This window comes from Paenibacillus sp. B1-35 (assembly GCF_050474385.1).
Taxonomy (GTDB): domain Bacteria; phylum Bacillota; class Bacilli; order Paenibacillales; family Paenibacillaceae; genus Paenibacillus_B; species Paenibacillus_B alvei.
Genome location: NZ_JBCHVJ010000005.1, coordinates 286,190 through 308,980 on the forward strand (window position 1 = coordinate 286,190; position 22,791 = coordinate 308,980).

Consider the following 22,791-nt stretch of genomic DNA (forward strand, 5'->3'; position numbering starts at 1 on the left):
TCGCACCAATATATTCCCTAAAATAAACGTGTGCGCAGAAAAGACGAAAGATTTCATTAAATTTCTTAATACTTTTCTACACATGATTTTGGTCACTCAATAGATGAGAACATTACATTCGGATTCAGCTTTTGATTGCCGGATCATTAAAGGAGACTGTCTACATCATGATCGTAAATGATGCCGTATTGCGTAATGAATGGATTGTTGCTTGCCGTGCGCAGGATGTGCAGGAGAAGCCGCTGCAGGTGCTGATAATGGGAGAGCGCGTCGTCCTGTTCCGTAATGAGGAAGGTGTGCATGCGTTCAAGGATTTGTGCGTACACCGTGGGGCCGCCTTGTCGCTAGGATGCGTGAAGGATGGCAAGCTTGTCTGTCCGTATCATGCTTGGGAGTTCGAGGGCTCCGGCGCCTGTTCCCGCATTCCGCAGCTGCCCGCGGAACAAGCCATTCCGAAAAAGGCTCATGCGATTACGTATGGTTGTGAGGAACGCTATGGATTCATTTGGGTCAATCTAGGGAATGCGGATATACCGTGGTTTCCATTTGAAGAATTCGGTGCTGAAGGCTGGCGCAATGTTATATGGGGCCCTCAGTCCGTGGGTGCCAAGCCGCCTCGCATTGTAGAGAACTTCCTTGATGTGGGACATCTTGCTGTCGTACACGAAGGTTATCTAGGAGTCGAAACGCATACGGAAATTGGCGATTACCGAGTTCACCGCGTTCCAGAAGGCATTCGCTCCGAGGAAATTGAAGTGTTTCAGCCAGATCCGGACGGCTCCGGTCAAGCAAAGAATGTCTATTATACGTATGAAATTGCCCGTCCGCTTACCGTCAAGTTTACGAAGCGCGACAAGGAGACAGGTCATCTCATGTCCATATTGTTAACGGTGCAGCCGAAGGATGAAGTAACCTCTGTCGCATACGGAATTCTATCCTTCAACTATGACCCAGGTTTGGCTGACGATGAGATTGTGAAGTTCCAAGACATGATTTTTGCACAGGACAAGCCGATTGTGGAAAATCAGAAGCCTGAAGATTTGCCGCTTGATTTGCAAGTGGAATTATCGCTCAAGTGCGACCGTGTCAGCATCGCTTACCGCCAATATTTGAAGGAGCTGGGCATTGTGTGGGGCACGGCATAGTTACAGTGCTATGAATAAATGCCTGAACCGCCTCCAGGTTTTATTTTGAATATAGTAAAAATGCCCAAGAATATTTTATTACTATCATAAAAGCTGTATCCTGCCTTGCTTCTTCAAGACAGGATACAGCTTCTTTCGTTATCGAACATCCATAAAAGATTTTGTTACTGCTCACTTTCCACTTTCTCTGCCATCAGCTTCTTATACTGCATCATCATAGCCAAGCGCCATGGCAGCAGCATGCCGAATGCAAGAATAAAGAACAGGGACGCACTCTGTGAAATTGAAACATATTGCTCCACGACATCATGCAGGATGAGTCGCAGTACGAGCAACCCGACAATTACAACAATGAACATATTCGATCGTTTTAAATAAACTTCCTTGCCGATCCGTTCAAAACGCGATGTGCGAATAAGCGGATAGGCGAAGATCGAAGCCCCTGCAAGAAAAGCGCCAATGGCCCATAGCCACGGAATGCGCACCGCCGGAACGAGAAACATGCCGAAGCCTGTTGCCATGCCAATTGGCGGCATAATAATCTTCTTCATTGAGGTCGGCTTGTTCGACGCGCGCAAACGAAGCACGATAACTGCTGTCCCTGCACACAAGGACACAATAAGCGACATTAACTGTGATGACACGAGTGCATGTGACATGCACCTTCACCTCCATAAACTACAAGCCGTGTTAACGCTGTTTTTATTCTGTATAGATTAGACCAGCTGGTCATTTCCTGTATTTTATTATATCGAATTCTGATTTCACATACCAATAGACAGCAGAAGACTACTTGTATCTACTACAAATCAACTCAATAGGGCGATATCTCATCCTTTATTCGCTGATGGCCTCGTTCGCCGAGTTGCAACCGCCTCGAGTGGATTATCCGGCCAATAGTGCTTCGGGTATCGTCCCTTCAAGTCTTTTTTCACGTCAAAATAAGTGCTCGCCCAAAAGCTCGCCAAATCCTGCGTTACCTGAACCGGCCTTTGTGCCGGAGAGAGCAGATGCATTGTTAGCGATACGCGGCCCCTGGCAATGCGCGGCGTATTGTGCAAACCGAATACCTCCTGCAGCCTGACAGCCAGCAATGGACGCTCTGGATCACTGTAGTCTACAGCAATGCGAGAACCGCTCGGCACCGTGATATGCGTTGGCGCCTCTTGATCCAATTGCTGACGCTGTTCCCATGACAGCATCGATTCAAACACTGCAACTAAGTTCAGCTTGCCAAGATCGTCACGGCTTCTCATGCCGTACACATGCGGACCGAGCCACTCCTCTAAGGTGGCGAGAAGCTCCTCCTCACCAGCAGCTGGCCATTCCTCTGGCAAATGCCGATGCATGAATTGAAGCCGCGCCTGACATTGGCGCGCCTGCTTCGTCCACGGGAGGATGTTCAGCCCCTCCTGGGCGATGCCATCCAGCAACGCGTGCAGCACTTCGTCTGCGTCTGGAGCACTGTGCGGAATATCCTTGAGCGTAAGCGCTCCTAAGCGAATGCGCTCTCGGGTACGGACAGATTGTGTTGTCCGATCCCAAGCAATATGAGCTTCCCGCGTTAATTCAACAGCAAAGTGGCGTTCAAGCATGGCTTTACTAAGCGAGGCTGCCAGCAGAATGCGGCCATCGGCGCCCGCATCATCAAGCTGCACAGCAACGATGTATGGTGACTGTGCCAGCAGGGTTCCGCTTGCAACAGCTTGAGTAAAGGCCGCACCGCGACCGTTCCGAAGCAGGTAGCGCCCATCTGGACGACGCTCAGCAATCCGATCCGGATAGGCAAATGCAGCAAGCAAGCTCCATGCATCTTCTTTACTCATATCACCATTTTTAAAAGCTAGCGATCGCTTATGATCCACCTGGACGCAGAAGGCATGCTGATACTGCTTCGCTTGCTCGCGTATCCGCCGACGCACACTCTCATCCACCTCAGCATGGCGATGAGGACGAGATTGCGAACGTCCTTCATCAGCCAGCAGTTCCATACGAAAGCATAAGTCCGGATTGGGCGCTGCTGCTCGCTGTCCTGCTCCTTCATGCTCGCTCAATACACCGGGACTGCTGCTGTGGCGGATAATATCCCGCTCTCCGAGCAGTGCCGCCAGCATACATGCATCTTCTTCTAACCCAAGCTCCATACCCTTGGTAATCATGTGAGCGAAACGCGGATGCAAACCTGACTTCGCCAGTATCCGTCCATGTGGTGTCAATGCCCTTGCCTCAGATAGTGCACCCAATTGAACGAGCAGCTCTTCTGCTTGGCGCAATGCAGCGGCTGGCGGCTGTGTCAGCCACCTCAGATCAGCGGCTTCCGCCCCCCATGCCGCCAGCTCCAAGGCAAGCGGAGCCAAATCAGCGGCAAGAATCTCCGGCATATGATGGGCTGAAAGCTGTCTCTCTTCATCCAGCGTCCAAAGACGGTAACAGATGCCCGGACCAAGACGACCTGCCCGGCCGCGCCGTTGATCAGCAGATGCGCGCGAGACAGGCAGCGTCTCCAGTCTAGTAAGACCTGTTCGCGGCGAAAAGCAAGGTACACGCATTAGTCCGCTGTCGATGACAATGCGAACCCCTTCCACTGTCAAGCTCGTCTCCGCGATTGCAGTAGCCAACACGATTTTACGAATTCCATTCTGTGATGGAGCAATGGCGGCGTCCTGTACAGCCGCCGACAGTTGTCCGTACAATGGAGCAACATTTACACGTTCAACCATTGCAAGCCTAGCAAGCTCTTGCTCCAACCTTGCTTGTACACGCCGAATTTCCCCTGCTCCCGGCAGGAACACCATCATGTCCCCCTCTTCACGATGGAGGGCAGCCATTATCGTGCGCACAACACGCTGCTCAAGTGGTGCATCCTCCCGTCGCTCGGCATATATCGTCTTAACCGGATAGCTGCGCCCCTTGCTGGCAACCACAGGAGCCTCATTCAGCATCGCCGCGACGGGCTCTGCTTCAATCGTCGCCGACATGACGAGAATGCGCAGATCCTCGCGCAGTACCGTCTGTGACTCTATCGCAAGAGTCAGACCCAAATCCGCATGCAAATGCCTCTCGTGGAACTCATCGAATATCACGAGTCCTACACCTTCCAAGGAGGGATCTTCCTGAAGCATACGAGTCAGAATCCCTTCTGTAATAACCTCAATTCTTGTCTTCTCGCTAATGCATGTGTCGAGACGAACGCGATAGCCTATCGTCTCTCCGGCCTGCTCTCCTAAGGAACGAGCCATATAACGTGCAGCAGAGCGAGCAGCGATGCGCCGCGGCTCCAGCATCAGAATCCGCTGTCCCTGAAGCCACGGTTCATCCAACAGCGCAAGCGGCACACGGGTGGTCTTCCCTGCTCCCGGCTCTGCAACCAATACTGCCCCTGTATGGCTGCTCAACGCTGACTTTAATTTTGGCAATACCTCATCTATCGGCAAATGGTTTTCTTTCATTCCGTCCTTCACGCCCTCCATACCATCAAAAAAGCTGTCTCATCCATCATAGACGAGACAGCTTTCCGACTTCAACAATTATCAAATCATGCTCCGAACACCCGATCTAGTGATATCGTCATATCAACGATTATAGACACTTTCACCAGCAGAGACGGTTACACCCACAGGTTGTTCAGCACTCATTTTTAGCGAAAACGTGTGCGTATGCCGACGCTTCATCATAGACAAGCCGAATGTGACAGAAACAATGAGCAAGCTAATGACAATGAGCGAAGCCATCACAGGCAATGCATCTGTCAGTACTCCGCCTGCAAGCGGACCGAGCATCATTCCTGCCGCATGAATCATGTTGAACAGCGCATAAGCAACCCCGTAATCACCGCCGGATGAGTCCCCATCCACGATCGCTCCGAGTGTAGGCAAGGTTGGAGATAACGTGAATCCGATCGCCGCTCCAATTAGACATCCTGCCCCCATAAGCAAAGGGACACTGCCTGCAAAAGCGATAAGAGGAAGCGTAAATGCCAGTCCGATCAGTCCAATTAACATCAAGCGAAATGGGTTATGCTTACCTGCAAGTGTTCCTGCTATTGGCGCTATTAATCCATAGCTTAGTGTCATCACGCCGAACAGCATGCCAAGTGCGAGCGGAGACATCTGGAAGCGCTCGGTCACATATACCGGCAGCAGTGGCTCCAACATCGTCAGTGTTGTCTCCGCCAGCAAAATAACGAAGGCAACGAACAGAATCGTACGGTGCCGCAGCAAAGAGAAGGTTCCCCCTCCCTCAGCAGAGCGTTCTTCCCTTACTGGCTCACGCAGCAAGAGCAACACAGTAATCGAGATGACGGCAGTCAACGCGGCAGCGAACCAGAATGGCGTATGATGGTCGCCAACCTCGAATAACCAGCCCCCAATTGGAGCTCCAAGCAAAGAGCCCGATGATATTCCTGTCATGGCGAAGCCCATCGCTGCACCTCGAACCGGCCCCGGGAACAGGTCGGCCAGCAGCGCCATTGCTGCCGTCCAAGAAGCTGCTGCAGCCAAGCCTTGCAGGAAGCGTGCCATAATAAGCATCGCGGTCGTTTGAGAAAATACGAACAGCAAGGTAGACATCATCATGAACAGCAAGCCCATAATGATCGTCTTGCGTCTGCCGAATCGATCTGCGATGCGGCCGAAAAAGGGAGTCGTAAGAAATAACGCGGCCGCATAACTGCCAAATAGTATGCCAAGTGTCGTCGACGACATCGAATACTGTTCTGTAAAATAAGGTACAACCGGAATGAACAAACTGTACAATAACATGTCGATAAATAAAATGCCGATAACGAGCACGAGGCCAATCCACTGTGTACGACTAATCTGCCTCATGAAAGACATAATCCCACTCCTAAAACTAATTTGTTTTTATAAGTTTTCTTAGTCGAAAGACTGAGCCAATTGGATCAGTCCTAACAACTGTTCATATATGACAAACCGCAAGCCTGTTGCGCGTTTATCTAGACTTCATCACAAGTTGAACTCCTAGTTGTGTTGAATCATCCACAATTAAGCCTGCTCCTGAGAGGCATCTCTTGTCACAAGCCCGTATAACACCATATCTGCTATGGATTGCAAAGCATCTGGCAGCGAAATGTTCTGCTTCGCAAAAAATCGCTGATCCAAGGTCGAATTGAATGCATCTGTAATCACCTTCACGATGAAGGCAGCATTATGCCTCAGGATGATGCCTTCATCCATCCCTTGTTCCAATAAATTGCGCAGTATCTCCCATTCATCCCGCAGGGCGTTGTCGATTTTCAGCCACTGCTCTGGGTATGCTCGCTTCATCTGCTCAAGAATCCGATTATCATACAGCTCGAAATGATTTGGCAGCACGGTCATGACTGCCTTCATTTTATCGAGAAGCGACAAGGTATTGTCCTTCATAATCTCTGCTGTCTTCGCATCACTTTCGTGCAGGGTCTGCTCGATAATCGTATCTAGCAACTCCGCTTTGGAGGAAAAATGTTCATACAAGGTACGCTTGCTCATCCCAAGCCGTCGCGCCAAATCGTCCATCGTGAACTTAATTCCTTTATCCTGAAGCTCCTCGATAAATGCCTTCATAATCCGTTCGCGCATGAAATCCCCCCATTCACGCCGATTGAAAACTACAAAAACAAAAACAGTTTTCTTAGTTAATGTCATCATTATATCTCATCAATTAGCCAACAAGCAACCGTAGAGCAGCCTCTCTATTGAAAAGCAACAATTAACCATTCAATGGAACTATTTTCGATGTGGTTTTTTTGACAACAAAATAGGCCTGCTCGTCTCACGACGGGACAGGCCTCAAGTTAGGAGCAGGAGCCATTCAATGAACTAAATCTGAATCACCTTACAGTGGTCCAACGCATATGTTGGAGTATATCCTACCAGCTACACGAATTATCTGATCGGCTTTATTGCCGATACCGCCTCAACTTTTCGTGCAGTCATCTGAATACCGTGCGAAGGTTGCGGCTTCGCATCGCTCTGGATGACCTTGACTGGGCTGCTGACCTTATTCATCTGGTTACAGAAGCACATCGTCTGTCACCTCCCTTTCCTATATCCATTTCTAGCATATGCAGTCTTTCGCTAGATGGATTGGACATGTCGACATCCGCTGAGCGGAAAGGAGAACTGAGAAATGATTAGTTGGATTGAGCTGTTCATCTTGTCGCTGGCTTCCTTTCGCCTTACGCATCTACTCGTCTATGACGACATTATGGAATGGCTGCGCAAGCCTTTTTTGTCTGTCACATTTGAGACAGATGAGAATGGCAATGTGTCTCGGATTACGGAGCCAAAGGGGACAGGGCTCCGTTTTTGGCTGGGCTCGCTAATAAGCTGCCATTGGTGTACAGGCATTTGGTGTGCCACCCTGCTGACCGCCCTTCAATTCTATGTCCCCGTCTTGTATCCATTTATCGTTCTATTAGCTGTCGCTGGAATTGCTGCTCTTATTGAGACCTACTTGTTGAGAAAGATGTAATCATATGCATTGCCTCCTTTAAGCACAAAAAAAGGAGCCCAAGCTTTGCTTGGAGCTCCTTGTTGTATACCTGTATATCTTTATCGATTTTTTTTATTGAGTCTGGCGATCAATGGCAGGATTAAGCCAAGACCGAGCAAGATAAATGGTGTCAGCACGTTCAACATCAGCTGGAAGTACCATTCCGTCGTAAAGGCTTCAACCTTAGGGAACATCCCCATGATACAGGCGAATGCTGTAAAGATGAAACACCACAGACCAATCATAAAACCAACCTTACGATTTTTTACAAATTGATAGTCCGATTGGAACTTGTCTGATAGCTTCATAAGAGCCATGAAGGCTGCAAATACCCATAGGTATCGAAGCGGCATCACGATGGAGTTCAAATCAAGCAGCCAGTTGAACAGTGAGTTCATATTGCCGATACCAAGAGCCGGAATGACAATCAAAATCCCAACAAGCACGGCCGTCATAATGTAACCATTTACTGGCGTATTGTGTTCGTTTGTCTTCATCAGCTTCTGAGGCACGAACTTCTTATCAGCATCAAGCAGCAATACTTTTAGCGGCGCATCGATGGAGAAGGCCAATGCTGAAATTTGTGCAAGTGTGTTCGCAATCGCGTACAGCACCAAGAATGTATTGCCGATTCCATAATATTCGCCTAGCATCTTAAACGCATAGTATTGACCGTTCATTTTCAAATCTGCAGGAATATTGTTCGAGTCGAACATCATACCCATGGCGAAAGATCCTAGTAAGGCACACACAGCAACCATGCCTGCTAGGATAAGCATCCCACGTGGAAATTCTTTCGATGGATTGTTTGTGTTATTCACGTAAGGCGATATTTTTTCCGCTCCACCTACAGCAAATACGAGCATAGACAATGTCGTAAAGTAGGCAAAGTTGAAGTCTGGGATGAACGAGCTCACCGACATATCCGCCGTCGCAATCGTTGCCCCTGTCAGCGCAGGTGCTGTTACCGCAAGCACAATGTACAGGAGGGACATAATAAATATCGACATACCTGCAATCGTACCAATTTTCTTTAGAGAAGAGATGCCGCGGGATGCAACCCACAGGAACACCAAAAATACTGCCAAGCAGATAAGTTGCAGTGTCAATGTAGAAAATTGCTTAATAAAGTTCCCGCTTCCTGTTACTGTCCAGCCTAGAGAGATAAGGATCGCTTGCGGCTTCTGTGCCAAGTACGGGACGTGAACAACCCAGTACGTCCACGCAGCCAAATAAGCGACTGTAGGACCCATTGTTTCTTTGACCCAAGAGCTTACGCCGCCTTGGTCATTTTTAAATGTTGAACCCATTTGTCCAACCATGAGTGCGTAAGGCACGAAATAAAGCGCGATAATAAGTACCCAAGAAGTTACAACTGTCAATCCTTGGTTCGCATAGTTATTAACAACGTTGCCAAACCCCCACACGGAGACGAATGCTATCAAGGCAATATTATACCATCGAAGCTTTTTGTTATCGTCGTTGTGGTTCATGCTATAAAAGCTCCTCTCACTATTTCTGTAAATATATTCATCAAATGTCACCAGACACTTTACTACTTTACTAGTATACAATTATAAAGATTTGGATTCATGAAGAAGTTTTTTCATCTGTTGGTTCATATTAGGTTATATGTATTCTCTATAAAATGCCCCTTTCCCCCACATGCTATGCCTCCCCAGTGCACATCTCCTTCATTAAAAACGTACTTGCTTTCTAGGAATAATGGAACGGCATAACAAAAAGCCCCGGAATCGTTACTCCGAGGCTTGTCCATTCATTATATTCCGTTCTCGCCAACCGCCTTAGTGGGCTGGGAAGAAAACCATTTGGATGGCGAAGATAACGCCAAAAACGTATAAGATCGGATGAACTTCCTTGCCCTTGCCGCTGAACAGCTTCATAAGCGGATACGTAATAAAGCCAATCGCAATACCTGTAGCAATGCTGGATGTCAGCGGCATGCTGATCAGAATGGCAAATGCCGGGAACGCCTCATCGAAATGCTTCCATTCAATACGCGCTAATCCGTCCATCATGAAGCAGCCAACAATAATAAGCACCGGTGCGGTAATCGCCGGCAAGGATGAAATCCCTGCAATAATCGGCGAGAAGAATAATGACAAGAAGAACAATCCTGCTACAACAGCGGAAGTCAAGCCTGTACGACCACCCGCTGCAACACCAGCCGAGGATTCAATGTACGCACTGGACGGTGTTGTCCCCATCAAGGAACCGGCTGTAGTCGCAAGTGCATCTGCCATCAAAGCCTGCTTTGCACGGGGAAATTGATTATTCTTCATCAGACCTGCCTGCTCCGCTACCCCAATCATCGTACCCGTTGTATCGAAGATCGTAACGAGCAAGAAGGCAAATACAACCGTATAAAGACCGTGAGTGAATACCCCCATAATATCCAGATCGAACAGCACTGGTGCAGTAGGAAGAGCAACAAACCCGTCAAACTTCATCAAACCCATAAAATAGCCGATGATCGCTGTAGCTGCCATACCGATGAACAAAGCTCCCTGTACTTTGCGAGCCATTAGGATTAGCGTGATAAACAACCCCGCTAAGGTCAGCACGGTTACTGGTTTATGCAAATCTCCGAAGGCAACCATAGTCGCTTCATTCGGCACTACAATACCGGACGATTTCAAGCCTATGAATGCGATAAAGAGACCAATCCCTGCGGTAATGCCGAACTTCAGTGAACTTGGAATCGACTGGATGAGTGTTTCCCGCAGCTTCGTAAACGTTAACAGCAAGAAGATAATACCAGCTAAGAACACTGCCCCAAATACGACCTGGTAGCTGACGCCTTGTGAAGCTACTACAGAAGCGAAGTATGCATTCATCCCCATTCCCGGTGCTACAGCAATCGGATGATTTGCGAACAAAGCCATATATAACGTACCGATAATAGCCGAGATCACTGTTGCAGTAAACACTTGCTGGAAGGGAACTCCAGCACTCGACAATATCGCTGGATTCACGACAACGATATAAACCATCGTTAAGAACGTTGTAATACCCGCCGTAAGCTCTGTGCGTGCGTTCGTTCCATTTTCCTTCAATTTAAACCATTTTTCCATTGGATCAAGCTGCTCCTTTCATAAGCAACAAAACTTTCACTTAGGCATCTTATTAGAAAGGCGATTTTTTGTCAATGAAATTCTCCATTTATTCGTTTTTGGGTCACATTTACTCCTAGATCACCCACGTACTCCCTAAATTTTCTGCACAAAACACGAACATTCACGGCATAACTGTTATCCCTGCCATGCCGGTATCCCCATTTTTATCAACCATTTCTACACCATGAACTGCTTTCTATACCCCGCCTCTTCCCTCAGCGATATATGCTAGGTAGATCAATATTTCCTAATGGTTAGTATGCCTATAATGGAAGGTTCCGCATTCTTCGAATGTTGTTTTTTCAGAAATCATCCGACAAAATTTGCTTTCATAGACACCATTCAACCGCCTATTTGCTCCATTCGCCAGAAAGGGAACGCTTTTCAACCTAAATATAAGGCAAGCTTCATTCGCCTGAGATAGGATAGGGACATCACCGATACGAGAGGAGTTCAAACGGATGAACAAACAGCAAAGATGGGATTGCAAGCACTGCTGTTCTTTAGCGAAGCCTTGCTTGCCGTATATATAATCAAGCATATGACTTAACCCAGTTGAACTACGAGTTTGTCCTATTTCCCGGAAAATAATATCAATTCACATATGCATTTCATCTAAATTATGAGGAGAGAAATTAATGAGAACATTTACAACTAACTGGAAACGGAAAAGCATTCACGTCCTTTTCGCCTCTGTCATTGCTCTAGGAACGATGCTCAGTTGGCAGCCTGTCGCGTATGGACAATCAGCACCGGCGGCGTCCATGGATGCGCAAAACAAAACAATTTCTGGTTCAACCTCCAATCAATTTACAGAAGAATGGCATCAATGGATCAAAAATAACGCATACGCACTAGAGTCCATACTGCCTGAGCAAACCAAAAACGGCCTCATTGCTAGTGACCGCTTCAAAGACCTGGACATGCTGAAGCCGCTGCTGTCGGATAAGCGCATTGTATATTTGGGAGAAAGCTCGCATGGCGTCGGAGAATTCAACTCTGTCAAAGCACGGCTTATTCAATTTCTTCACCAAGAACTCGGCTTCAATGTCGTCGCCTTCGAATCTCCGCTTGGCAATGCAGCAACCGCCTTCGGCAGTGCAAAGACAAGCACGGCTAATCAACTGATGAAGAAATCAGTGTTCCCGCAATGGTGGGCCAAGGAAACGACCCCATTGTTCCAATACATTCAGGAGTCGCAGTCGACTGACAATCCAATTCAGCTTACTGGATTCGATATGCAGTCTTTGGGCCCTTTCTTGAACGGTGAAGTGTTGAAAGATCAAGACCTGGCGAAACGTTTAGCAGAAACAGAGAAGAAGCTGTTCCAATGGGGAAATACCGAAGACCTCGCAGCGTATTCGGCAATTAAACCTGACTTACAGAAACTCTATAAGGACGTTAAAGGAAAAATTGCAACGAATGAGAACCAATTGAAAAAAATGTATCCTGACAACCCGCACATCGTCGCAATGGTAAACCGGACATTGGATGATCGCCTTCGCGTTGTGGATGAGTATATTGAGTTGTCCATTAAGGCGAATGTGGCTGCGCAAGCAGGCGACTATGCGGTAATGACGAAGATGATGGAATGGCGCGATAAAGCGATGGCCGATAACCTGCTCTGGCTCGCAACCGAAATTTACCCAATGGAAAAAATCATCGTCTGGGGCCACAATGCCCATATCAGCAAGGCGGAATCTAAAATGGAGCAATCATTCATGCCTGTGGCAGGCCGTTTTATGGGTGAAATCATGCAGGATTCGATATTTGGACCTTACAGCTATACGATCGGCCTTTATGCAGGAAGCGGAACTACGCATGATAATATTGGCGAGCCGTTGGCAATTCAGCCTCTGCCGGCAAGCTCGATCGAGTCCATTATGAAAGCGGCCAATCGGCCATATTCCTTCGTTGATTTGCGCTATGCAATGAAAGGTTCAGGGACATCGTGGATGGACGAGCCGCGTACCGCCCTCTACTTCGGGTTATTGCCAGAGGTATTCGTTCCGCGCGAGCAGTACGACGGCATCCTTTACATTGACAAGGTGCAACCGCCAACAACAACTAACTAAATGCAACTTATAAATTATTAACTTGGATTCGTAAATAAACAGCAGCCGTTAAACGGACGATTGCAGACAACGCCGCTGCGACACATAAAATCTGGAGGTCAAATTACATGAAATCGCAAAAATTAAACTGGAAACGCCAGAGCATGTCCTTGGCTCTCGCTTCCGTTATTGCACTCAGCACACTGCTTTCTTTCGGAGTAGTACCTGTATATGGGCAAGCTTCGGCTGACAAGCAAGATGCGCAATTGGATCAAGCACGCACCAGTTCACAAACACGTGACGATTGGAAGAAGTGGCTGAATGACAATGCCTTCTCTATTCAATCGATTCAACCTGAACAGACTGGATTGGACGCATATATTGTGCCTGAGAAGTTTACCGATCTTGAAGCATTGAGGCCGTTATTGCAGGACAAGCGGATCGTTTATTTAGGTGAAAGCTCACACGGGGCCGCACAATATAACTCTGCCAAAACACGCCTCATTCAATATTTGCATCAGGAGCTTGGCTTTAACGTCATTGCCTTCGAAACGAATTTGGGCAATGCTGCTGGCGCTTATGGCAACGTCAGCTCGCAATCGCCAATTTCCACGATGAAGGACTCTATTTTCCGCATCTGGCGTGCACAAGAAACAGTGCCGCTGTTCAAGTACATCCAAGAGACGAAGCGCACAAAGAAGCCGCTTACGCTGGCTGGCTTCGATATGCAGGCACAAGGTATCATGTTCTCTGCTGACTGGCTGGGTAATGCGAAGCTCGCCAAGCAGTTTCGGGAGACCGAATTGGCACTAAGCGAATGGGCAAAGAGTTTAGATCTTGAAGGCTATCAGAAGGTGAAGCCTCGCTACCTGAAGCTGTATGAGCAAGTGAAGACTGCGATACCGAAGCGCGAACAGGCGCTGCGCAAGCAATTCCCGGACAATCCGCATATCGTACAGCTTGTAGAACGCGCAATTGATAATCGGATCCAAATTGTTCGCGAATATATGGAGTTGACGATTAAAGCAAACCCATATATGGAAGGCAAGTCTCTTGATTACATGTCCATGATTCAATCATGGGAGTATCGCGATCAGATGATGGCCGAAAATTTGGTATGGCTTGCTGACCATGTATATAAAAATGAAAAAATCATCGTATGGGCCCATAACGGACATATTAGCAAAGCACATTCGAAAGAGTTCGGTATTACACTGCCGCTTCGCAATATGGGCGAGATTATGCAGACAACCAAGTACAAAGACCAAGGATATGTAATGGGCTTATTCTTGGGCAAAGGGAAGAATGCACATGTCACGCGCGAGATCTTCGACGTGCTGCCGCCTATGCCGCACTCTGTAGAAGAAATCATGAGCAGCTTTGGCAAATCGTTTTCCTTCATCGATATGAGTCATGCGCCAGCAGTTCCAGGCACGACTTGGATGTTACAGCCGCTGACCTCGTACGTAACCGGCATTTCGCCAATAAGCAGCATTCCGCGCGAGCAGTATGACGGTATATTGTTCATCAATGAGGTAACACCTCCAACTTATTTAGAAAAGTAAAATTAGAGTTAGAGTCTCAAACCTTATAAGAAGACACTGATCCCCCTTTTGAAGCTCAAAACATAAAGTACTGATTTAACTTTTTGATAGCAAAAAGAGGACGCTTTCGCGTCCTCTTCATTATTTTTTCTATTACTATGGTGTTGCGGAAAGAAGGCGATTCCGTCCCAATTGCTTGGCACGGTACAGCTCAGTATCCGCTTTTGCCACTAGCATATGCGGATCAGAATCATGTACATCGTCAATACTGCATATCGCAACCCCAAGCGAACAAGTGACAACACGGCTCACCGAAGAGGCCGCATGAGGAATCGCGAGCAGCTCTACACGCCTTCGAATTTGCTCCCCAATAAACTCTGCCTTGCGAAGTTCAGTCATTGGCAATATGACACCGAATTCCTCCCCGCCATATCGAGCTACAACCGCGAGCGGCGGCGTAACCGCTTCCTGAATCGCCCGGGTTACCTTCTGCAAGCATTCATCCCCAGCTAGATGACCGTACGTATCGTTATAACTTTTGAAATAATCAACGTCCAGCATGATCAGTGCAAGCGGACTCTTCGCTCGCTTCACTCGTTCCCACTCCTGGATCATCATCTGATCGAAGTAACGGCGATTATACACTCCAGTCAGTCCATCTGTATAGGAAAAGTCCGTTAAAAGTCGATTCGCCATTTGCAGCTTCTTGTTCGCTTCTTTCAACTGCTCTTCCGCTACAATCCGTTCTGTTACATCACGGAAATACACCGATATCCCATTACGAGATGGAAATACGCGATACTCCAGCCAGCTTCCATGAAGCTTGTCGAGCTCCGTAAACTCCGCAGGTTCCCCCTGTTCCATCACTTGCTGACACAACTCGTATAGCTTCGTCTGCATCAAGTAGGGATTGATAGCCCAAATGGAACGTCCTTTCACGACTTCAAATGAGAACCCCAAATACTTCTCTGCTTCCTTATTCAAATACGTATAGCACCACTGCTTGTCCACGGCAAGAAAAGCATCGGTAATGCTGTCGAGAATGACTGCAATTTGTTCCTGAGACTTGCGCAGCGCCCGCTGAGAATGATGGAGCTTCACATTAAGCTGATTCATCTGATAGAAAAAGACAAACAGGACGACCGTTGCTGACAGTAACGAGTTCACGCATGCTGTATACCAGCCGAGCGTGTATCTCTCCTCTGCCAACAAAGTGATCGTCACATCCAAAAAGAAAGTGAACATGGACACAAGCAACCATAGGTGCAGCAATCTCTTTCCACGTGTTACAACATACAGATACACAAAAGATACAAGATTAATTATCCACACTATGGGGCCTACCCCTGTTGAAAGGAGGCGATCATAGCCACTTTCCATACTAAGCGCGGGCATCCATTCACGCTCTCTTGTCAATATATAAGTAATTCCTCCAACAACCAGCACCACAAAAATAAACGTCATAATGGAAGCGATCCTATCCTTGCGTTCCGATGACGAACAGTATCCCTTTCGTATACTTAATGTATACAGCAGAATCCCCACTGGAAACCCCGCATGCCAACAACCCCAGAACCATACCGAAGCCTGAGTGGCATCGTACAGGAGCCCTTTGTCACTGAATACGCCTGGGAAAGTCAAAAGATGCGGAATCATGATAAGACCCGTGAAAAAAAACGTTCCCGATAAGATCAAGATCGGCTTATAGCCAGTTGCACGAAATTGAATGTAAAGCAAATGCGAAGTCATGAAATCACCGAACATGTTCCATGCTATAAAGATTGGGAAAAAGGAAGTTATTCCCCATAGTGGCGTTGATGCATACGGTATGACCACAAGAGTGCTAACCAGCGCAACCAAGCCGATAGTCAAGGCTATCCGTTTCTGTTTGGGCACGGTCGGTGTACTAATTAAGCTTGTCAGTGGGTCTCGTATGCGATGCATTGATGCTCTCAACCTTTCCGCCTATCGCTTGTCTCATCATGTCTCATTATTATTACCATAGTAACATATTTCTGTAGGAAGGCTGGCTCAATTCCTTACAAATAAAAGGAAATTCAGCATCCTTAACGCCCAATATGATTATGATTTGTGTCTTTGTTACTATATAACAAGATTGGCCTGCTGTTGAAACATATCTCTTCACAGCCAAAAAAAGGCTGCCCCTCTTAGGAGGCAGCCTTTCTTATCGCAACTGTTCTGAACCGAGCAGTTCATTATCGCGGCTCTATCGAGAGCGACGACCGCCAGAGCGACCGGACGAGCGGCCACCACCTTTTCCGGAGCGCGCACCCGCTTGGCCTCCCCGCTCCTGTCTCCCAGTACTCTGGCCCGACTGAGAATTACGTCCCTTTCCGCGTCCGTCACGCGAACTGTTGCGACCGCTCTGACCGCCATTTCCAGCTTCTCGGCGTGAACCGCGGCCACCAACATCATTTCCTTGCTTGCCTCGAGAAGCATTGCGACCGCCTCGACCTGCACCTTGGCCGCGAGAATCCTGCTTGTCGCTGCGAGCTCCACGGCCAGCGCCACGACCGCCATGTTTAGAACTGCGACCGCTATCTTCCTGCTTGCTGCGACCCGAACGAGCGTCGCCGCCGCCAGCGGCCTGTTCACCATTCTGGTCACGGCGCTCCAGCTTCTGCCCAATGCCGCGTTCAATCAGTTCTACAGCCATTCGGTCTCTAGGCGATGCAAACGTAATGGCGATCCCCTGTGCACCGGCACGTCCTGTACGCCCAATACGGTGAATATAGCTCTCTGCATCCTGCGGAACATCATAGTTAAACACATGCGTAATGCCTTCTACGTCCAATCCGCGTGCCGCAACATCCGTCGCAACCAGCAGCTGCATCTTCACATTGCGGAAACGTTCCATTACTTGCTCCCGCTTCGACTGCGACAAATCGCCATGCAGCTCGTCCGAATCGTAGCCCAGCTCAAGCAATTCCTCATTCAGCTTGCTTGCCCTGCGCTTCGTACGGCAGAAAATGATTGCTTGGTACGGGCGGTGCTCATCAATGAGCTTGCACAATGTCGCCTGCTTAGCACGATCCGTCGTTTGCACGACCATCTGCTTCACATTCTTCACTGTGATGCGCTCACTTTGCACATGTATGTCGATAGGACTGCGCATGAAGCGTTCAGCCAAGCGACGTACATTCGCTGGCATTGTCGCGGAGAATAGCAAGGTCTGGCGATTTGTAGGCGTCTGGCGAATAATTTCTTCAACTTCGCCCAAGAAGCCCATATGAAGCATTTGATCCGCTTCATCCAGCACCAATGTCTTTACCTTGGATAACGAAATCGTCCCGCGTCTCAGATGATCGAGCAACCTTCCCGGCGTCCCGATCACAAGCTGGCGACCACCCTGCAGCTTTCGCATCTGCCGCTCGACATCCTGCCCTCCATACACCGCGAGTACGTTCACGCCCTCATATGCTCCGATCAGCTTCTTCGCTTCAGCCGTAATTTGCAAAGCGAGTTCGCGTGTCGGTGCAACGATAAGTGCCTGCACATGTGTGGAACCTGCATCAATGCGCTGAATGATCGGCAGCAGGAAAGCGAGCGTCTTGCCCGTTCCCGTCTGTGCCTGCGATACGACATCCTCGCCGGATAGAACGACCGGAATCGTTTCTGCTTGAACTGGTGTCGGCACTGCAATCCCATTTTGATTCAATGTGTGTACCAATTGTTTCGTGATTCCTAATTGCGCGAATCCTCGTTGATTTAAGCCCGTCAGACAGGCCACCCCATTTCTGTATAGTCAGGACTAGCCTTCGCCCTGTAATGATGTATGAATGATCGATTTCACCCGGCCAACTTGTCCATCCTGCAGGCGCACTTTAATGCCGTGCGGATGGAATGGCGAATTCGTCAGGATATCCTTTACGATACCTCTTGTCGTCTTGCCTGAACGCTGATCCTGCTTCAGCACAATATCCACTTCAAGGCCTGCATGTATATGCTTCCGATGCTGTCCATTCTGTTCCATCAAGTCACTGCTCCTAACTTCCTTATCCTTCATGCTTCCTCGCAATTGACCCGATTGCTTCGCCATCCTCGCTTCAATCGAATGACTGCGGTATCCACATATTATACACGGAAACGTCCCTATGGTATAATGGACTATCAATATCGATTCCATCGTATAATTCAGGAGGTAACATGCTGACGTTTGAACAGAAACTAGCGGTTATCGAATCGTTCCCAGAGCTGCAGCGCAATAACGTGTCATTGGGACGAGTGAATTTCCACTATGAAGACAGCGTTGTGGAAAAGAAAACTGTTGTCTATCACCTGCATCCGAACGGCAACGGCTTTGTCTATGCCGGCTATGTATCTGGTTATGATACGGATGCCAAAGGCATGGTCAACATCCGCGAATACTCTGAAGAGGAGCTTCGCAAGCTGATTCAGGCTTCTATTGATTCCATGTCGCCAGCTCCTCTTGAGGCAGACATTGCCGAGGAAGAAACAACAGAAGTCAAGAAAGAACGCTATATCAATGACAACAACGAGACATTGTGGCTTGAATATGACTTTGAATTGTGGAACATTTATGCGGGCGAAAGTCTGGAAATGACCTTCGAAACACGCGAGGAAGCTGAAGAATATTTGCTGGAGGAAGGCTTCTCACCTGCAAATTCATAGCAGCCAGTAAGTGGGAAAGCAGTGCCGCACTAATCGGGCAGCAGCTTTCCCTTTCCTTTATCCCTCATGCCCTTAGCATTACAATCGTGCATTGCCTCCACCGACACATCTCTTCTACTTACATTCCTAGATTAAAATAAGCGTAAAACACACGATCTGCCCATATAGGTATTATCGTAAGTCATTTTTAATAATAAGGAGCATTGATTCATGACTTCTCCCCATTATTCGGAGCCAATTCTTAAGCAAGGCAAGCAAGCAGTAGCCGTTGTTACTGGATCTTCGAGCGGATTTGGCCTGCATACGTGCATTGAACTGGCCCGTTCTGGGTATCTCGTGGTGGCGACCATGCGCAATCCGCAGCAGTCCTCCCGCCTGCTGCAAGAAGCGGAGACACAGGGCGTGAAGGATAGAATCGATGTACAAGCGCTCGATGTGACAGATACGCATAGCATCGCATCCGCTGCACAATATATCCTGTCAGCATATGGAGGCGTTCACGTTCTCGTGAACAATGCAGGATTCGCGATAGGCGGCTTCATCGAGGAAATCAGTATGGATGAATGGCGCGCCCAACTCAATACCAACTTCTTTGGTACGGTAGAGGTAACCCGAGCTCTGCTTCCTTATATGAGACAGCAAGGAAGCGGAACTATCATCAATGTGAGCAGCATCAGTGGTCGATGTGCTTTCCCCGGGTATGCTCCATACGCCGCTTCCAAGTTTGCTGTTGAAGGATTCACCGAATCACTTCGTATGGAAATGCTCCCTTACGGTATATATGCCGTTCTTGTTGAGCCCGGCTCCTATCGGACAGATATATGGTCAAAGGGATTCAACTCGATTTCATCTCGAGAAAACTCCCCCTATCAGAGCTACTTAAAGCATATTCTCCAATACTCCGAGAAGAATGCGGAAAAAGCCCCGCCACCTCATGAGGTAGCGCGTCTCATAGCCTCAATAGCCAATGATCCGAAGCCGCGGCTTCGATACACACCCGGCTGGAGCCGTGCAGGAATAGGGCTGCTTCGAGCAATGCCTTGGAAATGGTATGAGCGCCTAATCATTTGGATGCTGCATCGATAAAGGCGTATCTAACGCCGTTAACACGCTTTTGAAGCTCAACGCTGTTAACACCTTCCCTAAGCATGAAAACAAGGATTTACAGTAATAATGAATATCAATTGTATTATCCATAAAACGTCCATTTGAGAATGAAGGTAGAAATGGATACAATACATCTTGCCTAAATCGATAGGCACATCTATTTATTCTAACAAAAGGAAGGTCCCTTATGAATCATCACGACTACCACCATCTCAATCATGTTAAGGAACAACTAACGTCGAAGCGTACTTTATGGATCACGTTGGCTTTGACCTTGTTTTTCACCATTGTTGAAATCGTGGGCGGGCTTCTGTCCAATTCACTCGCACTCCTATCGGACTCGGCCCATATGATATCTGATGTCATCGCATTAGGACTCAGTATGGCGGCGATTTATATGGCCACACGCGAGCCGAATCAGCGATATACCTTCGGCTACCTCCGATTTGAAATTATCGCATCCTTCCTAAATGGGTTGGCCCTTATTGTCATAGCCATCGGAATTGTTATTGAAGGGATCAAGCGGATGATCCATCCACAAGATGTCGATTTGCAATTGATGCTTATTATCGCGACCATCGGACTGGTCGTGAACATTGTCCTTACACTTGTGTTGAGCCACAGCATGAAAGAAGAGGAGAACTTGAATGTAAAGAGCGCCTTGTGGCACTTCATCGGCGATTTGCTTAGTTCGGTCGGTGTCATTTTATCCGCTATTCTCATCCATTTCACAGGGCTATATATTTTCGACCCACTCATTAGCATGGTAATCGGGGCTATTATTTGTACAGGCGGCGCCAAAATCATTCGAGAATCCCTCCTCGTGTTAATGGAGGCCGTGCCCGACAAATATGATTTAGAGCAAATTCGAGCGGAAATGAACCAAGTGGAGGGAGTGGAAGATGTCCATGAACTGCATCTTTGGGCTGTATCCACCGATCACTACTCACTAACTGCGCATGTTTTCATTCGTGAGGATATTCAGCCATTCTGCGTCATCTTGGCCATTAATCATATGCTCAAAGCGAATTATGGCATCGAACATACGACGATCCAAATCGAACATCCAGCCATGCATGATCATGGGGAATATGGCAAGCAATTTTTACAGCATATTGAGTCAGCTTCTGTTAAATCGGTATGACACAGCCATTTCATTCGGGACATCCCAACATCCATAGCTGGGTTAAAAAAAGCTGCTGAGCCTTTGCTCAGCAGCTTTATGATCATAAGATAATGATCAGCTAACTTCTTCGTTAGCTGTATAACGAGAATGATAAATAAACGAACCAGGAATCAACTTCATCTGTTCGATAATATTATAATAGGTTGCTTGATCGATCATGTACACATAAGCCCCCGGCAAATCCAGCTCTTCTGCGCACTTATCCGTAAATTCAGACAGCCATTCCGCCTCCTGCCCAGCGGCTTCTTGCGGTACGTCAACGACTACTCCATATAGATAGACCCCATATTTTTCGGGGTAATGCTACAACTGCTTCTGAACTCGCAGTATTCATATCATGTATTCGCTTAGCGCAGTCTGGAAGCTGGCCCACAGCTCTCCCGTACGATAAGCTCAGTCGGTATCATAACCTTCTTGCCAATACTCCGCTGCTTCTCCAAACGCTCCATCATCAGCTCAAGCGCCGTATCTCCGATACAGTCACTGTGCAGTCTGACCGTTGTAAGCGCAGGGGTCATGAATTGGGCAACCGCAATATCGTTGAAACCAACCACACTAATTTCCTCAGGAACTCGTAATCCCTGCTCCTGAATCGCCCGAATCGCGCCAATTGCCATCGAATCATTCGCAGCCAGAACTGCCGTACAGCCCCGTCCAGAAGAAACGATCAGTTCCTTCGTCAATCGGTACCCATCTTCTGCTGAGAAAGTCCCGACACGCACCAAGGACGAGTCGAAGATTCCAGCTTCCCTCATCCATTGTTCGTAGGCTGTCTCGCGCCGATCGGCTGTCGAAGCTCCATCAAGCACATCTCTTCCGCCTACGTAAGCGATTCGTTCATGACCCAATGCACGAATATGAGACAGTGCCTGTTCTACCGCATCATGCAGATCAACCGTGACAATGTCCGACTTGCGATCCCAAGGGACATCATCCACATATACGATAGGTGAAGCAGACCGCTGAAGTTCATGGAGTTGTCCAGATCCAATTGGGCCTACCACAATGTATCCTGATGCGGTTGCAGCAGGATGGGAGTGTTCTCCCTTCTTGCCAACCTCTATAAGCTGGACGCCTCTTTCCCGAGCTGCTTCTTCTATTGCGAGCCGTACCGTTAAATAATATGGATCGTTAAGCTCCTCACTCTTGTCATAGGTCATGACAATTCCGATCGTCTGTTGACTTGCCCTGACTTGCACAGGAGCAGGCGGTTCCGCTATCGGTGTAGGTGTAGGCATCCATATCTCTGGCTCCGGCACCTCCATCGTCCGCTTCTTCCGCTTGTACTTGTTATAGCCGAGTTCTTCTGTCGTTTCCATAATGCGGCGCCGAGTCTCGTCGGATACCGACAACGTCTCATCGAAGTTGAGCACGCGAGACACCGTGGATATCGACACACCCGCCCGCTCCGCGATTTGTTTAAGGGTAGCCATTTCGCCCTCCAATCGTTATGCGTCGCTGCAATCGTCA

The 22,791-nt window shown here is 48.1% G+C and carries 18 protein-coding genes; 7 read left to right on the forward strand and 11 right to left on the reverse strand.

The genetic code is table 11. The features are described from left to right. Positions 1–167 precede the first annotated feature (167 nt). Complete coding sequence (locus tag ACQ5BJ_RS17945) at positions 168–1,145, forward strand: aromatic ring-hydroxylating oxygenase subunit alpha (protein WP_005545032.1); 978 nt, start codon at positions 168–170, stop codon at positions 1,143–1,145. Between the two features lie 164 nt (positions 1,146–1,309). Here the strand turns inward: ACQ5BJ_RS17945 and ACQ5BJ_RS17950 are convergent, their stop codons facing one another. From ACQ5BJ_RS17950 to ACQ5BJ_RS17970, 5 genes are all read right to left on the reverse strand, one after another. Beyond that, positions 1,310–1,804: a CcdC family protein gene (locus ACQ5BJ_RS17950; protein WP_005545033.1), complete on the reverse strand. Its 495-nt coding sequence runs from the start codon at positions 1,802–1,804 to the stop codon at positions 1,310–1,312. Between the two features lie 171 nt (positions 1,805–1,975). Beyond that, positions 1,976–4,594 carry an ATP-dependent helicase HrpB gene (gene hrpB / locus ACQ5BJ_RS17955; RefSeq protein WP_430111785.1) on the reverse strand — a complete coding sequence of 873 codons (2,619 nt, stop codon included), beginning with the start codon at positions 4,592–4,594 and terminating at the stop codon, positions 1,976–1,978. A gap of 123 nt (positions 4,595–4,717) precedes the next feature. Beyond that, entirely contained in the window at positions 4,718–5,980 is a 1,263-nt protein-coding gene (locus tag ACQ5BJ_RS17960; RefSeq protein WP_005545036.1) for an MFS transporter, read from the reverse strand. A 168-nt stretch (positions 5,981–6,148) separates the two neighbouring features. After that, entirely contained in the window at positions 6,149–6,724 is a 576-nt protein-coding gene (locus ACQ5BJ_RS17965; RefSeq protein ID WP_040735708.1) for a TetR/AcrR family transcriptional regulator, read from the reverse strand. Between the two features lie 306 nt (positions 6,725–7,030). After that, positions 7,031–7,171, reverse strand: coding sequence for a hypothetical protein (locus ACQ5BJ_RS17970; protein WP_005545040.1), 141 nt, complete (start codon positions 7,169–7,171; stop codon positions 7,031–7,033). A gap of 103 nt (positions 7,172–7,274) precedes the next feature. On the opposite strand from ACQ5BJ_RS17970, the gene ACQ5BJ_RS17975 reads away from it, so the two are divergent. Further along, the gene (locus ACQ5BJ_RS17975; protein ID WP_005545042.1) at positions 7,275–7,619 is read left to right on the forward strand and encodes a DUF1360 domain-containing protein; all 345 of its coding nucleotides are present in this window, start codon (positions 7,275–7,277) and stop codon (positions 7,617–7,619) included. Positions 7,620–7,699: 80 nt separating this feature from the next. Here ACQ5BJ_RS17975 and ACQ5BJ_RS17980 read toward each other — a convergent pair whose 3' ends face one another. Continuing rightward, positions 7,700–9,133, reverse strand: coding sequence for an amino acid permease (locus ACQ5BJ_RS17980; protein WP_268599052.1), 1,434 nt, complete (start codon positions 9,131–9,133; stop codon positions 7,700–7,702). 312 nt (positions 9,134–9,445) lie between these two features. Next, positions 9,446–10,735 carry an NCS2 family permease gene (locus tag ACQ5BJ_RS17985; protein WP_268599051.1) on the reverse strand — a complete coding sequence of 430 codons (1,290 nt, stop codon included), beginning with the start codon at positions 10,733–10,735 and terminating at the stop codon, positions 9,446–9,448. Between the two features lie 680 nt (positions 10,736–11,415). On the opposite strand from ACQ5BJ_RS17985, the gene ACQ5BJ_RS17990 reads away from it, so the two are divergent. Next, entirely contained in the window at positions 11,416–12,852 is a 1,437-nt protein-coding gene (locus ACQ5BJ_RS17990) for an erythromycin esterase family protein (protein ID WP_430111789.1), read from the forward strand. Between the two features lie 107 nt (positions 12,853–12,959). Beyond that, positions 12,960–14,396 (forward strand): erythromycin esterase family protein, encoded by a 1,437-nt coding sequence (locus tag ACQ5BJ_RS17995; RefSeq protein WP_430111791.1) that lies wholly within the window; start codon positions 12,960–12,962, stop codon positions 14,394–14,396. 135 nt (positions 14,397–14,531) lie between these two features. Here ACQ5BJ_RS17995 and ACQ5BJ_RS18000 read toward each other — a convergent pair whose 3' ends face one another. From ACQ5BJ_RS18000 to ACQ5BJ_RS18010, 3 genes are all read right to left on the reverse strand, one after another. After that, complete coding sequence (locus ACQ5BJ_RS18000) at positions 14,532–16,319, reverse strand: diguanylate cyclase domain-containing protein (RefSeq protein ID WP_268599048.1); 1,788 nt, start codon at positions 16,317–16,319, stop codon at positions 14,532–14,534. Positions 16,320–16,602: 283 nt separating this feature from the next. Then, a complete protein-coding gene (locus tag ACQ5BJ_RS18005; RefSeq protein WP_430111793.1) occupies positions 16,603–18,066 on the reverse strand; it encodes a DEAD/DEAH box helicase in 1,464 nt (487 codons plus the stop codon). An 81-nt stretch (positions 18,067–18,147) separates the two neighbouring features. Then, positions 18,148–18,369 (reverse strand): YwbE family protein, encoded by a 222-nt coding sequence (locus ACQ5BJ_RS18010; RefSeq protein ID WP_005545053.1) that lies wholly within the window; start codon positions 18,367–18,369, stop codon positions 18,148–18,150. 173 nt (positions 18,370–18,542) lie between these two features. Between ACQ5BJ_RS18010 and ACQ5BJ_RS18015 the strand changes: the two genes are divergently transcribed. The 3 genes from ACQ5BJ_RS18015 to ACQ5BJ_RS18025 all read left to right on the forward strand — a co-directional run bounded on the left by ACQ5BJ_RS18015 (position 18,543) and on the right by ACQ5BJ_RS18025 (position 21,279). After that, the gene (locus ACQ5BJ_RS18015) at positions 18,543–19,028 is read left to right on the forward strand and encodes a hypothetical protein (RefSeq protein WP_005545055.1); all 486 of its coding nucleotides are present in this window, start codon (positions 18,543–18,545) and stop codon (positions 19,026–19,028) included. Positions 19,029–19,238: 210 nt separating this feature from the next. Beyond that, the gene (locus tag ACQ5BJ_RS18020) at positions 19,239–20,114 is read left to right on the forward strand and encodes an SDR family oxidoreductase (RefSeq protein WP_430111795.1); all 876 of its coding nucleotides are present in this window, start codon (positions 19,239–19,241) and stop codon (positions 20,112–20,114) included. A gap of 208 nt (positions 20,115–20,322) precedes the next feature. Further along, positions 20,323–21,279, forward strand: coding sequence for a cation diffusion facilitator family transporter (locus tag ACQ5BJ_RS18025; RefSeq protein ID WP_005545059.1), 957 nt, complete (start codon positions 20,323–20,325; stop codon positions 21,277–21,279). Positions 21,280–21,668: 389 nt separating this feature from the next. On the opposite strand, the gene ACQ5BJ_RS18030 is transcribed toward ACQ5BJ_RS18025, so the two are convergent. Next, entirely contained in the window at positions 21,669–22,754 is a 1,086-nt protein-coding gene (locus tag ACQ5BJ_RS18030; RefSeq protein WP_430111797.1) for a LacI family DNA-binding transcriptional regulator, read from the reverse strand. Positions 22,755–22,791: the final 37 nt, after the last annotated feature.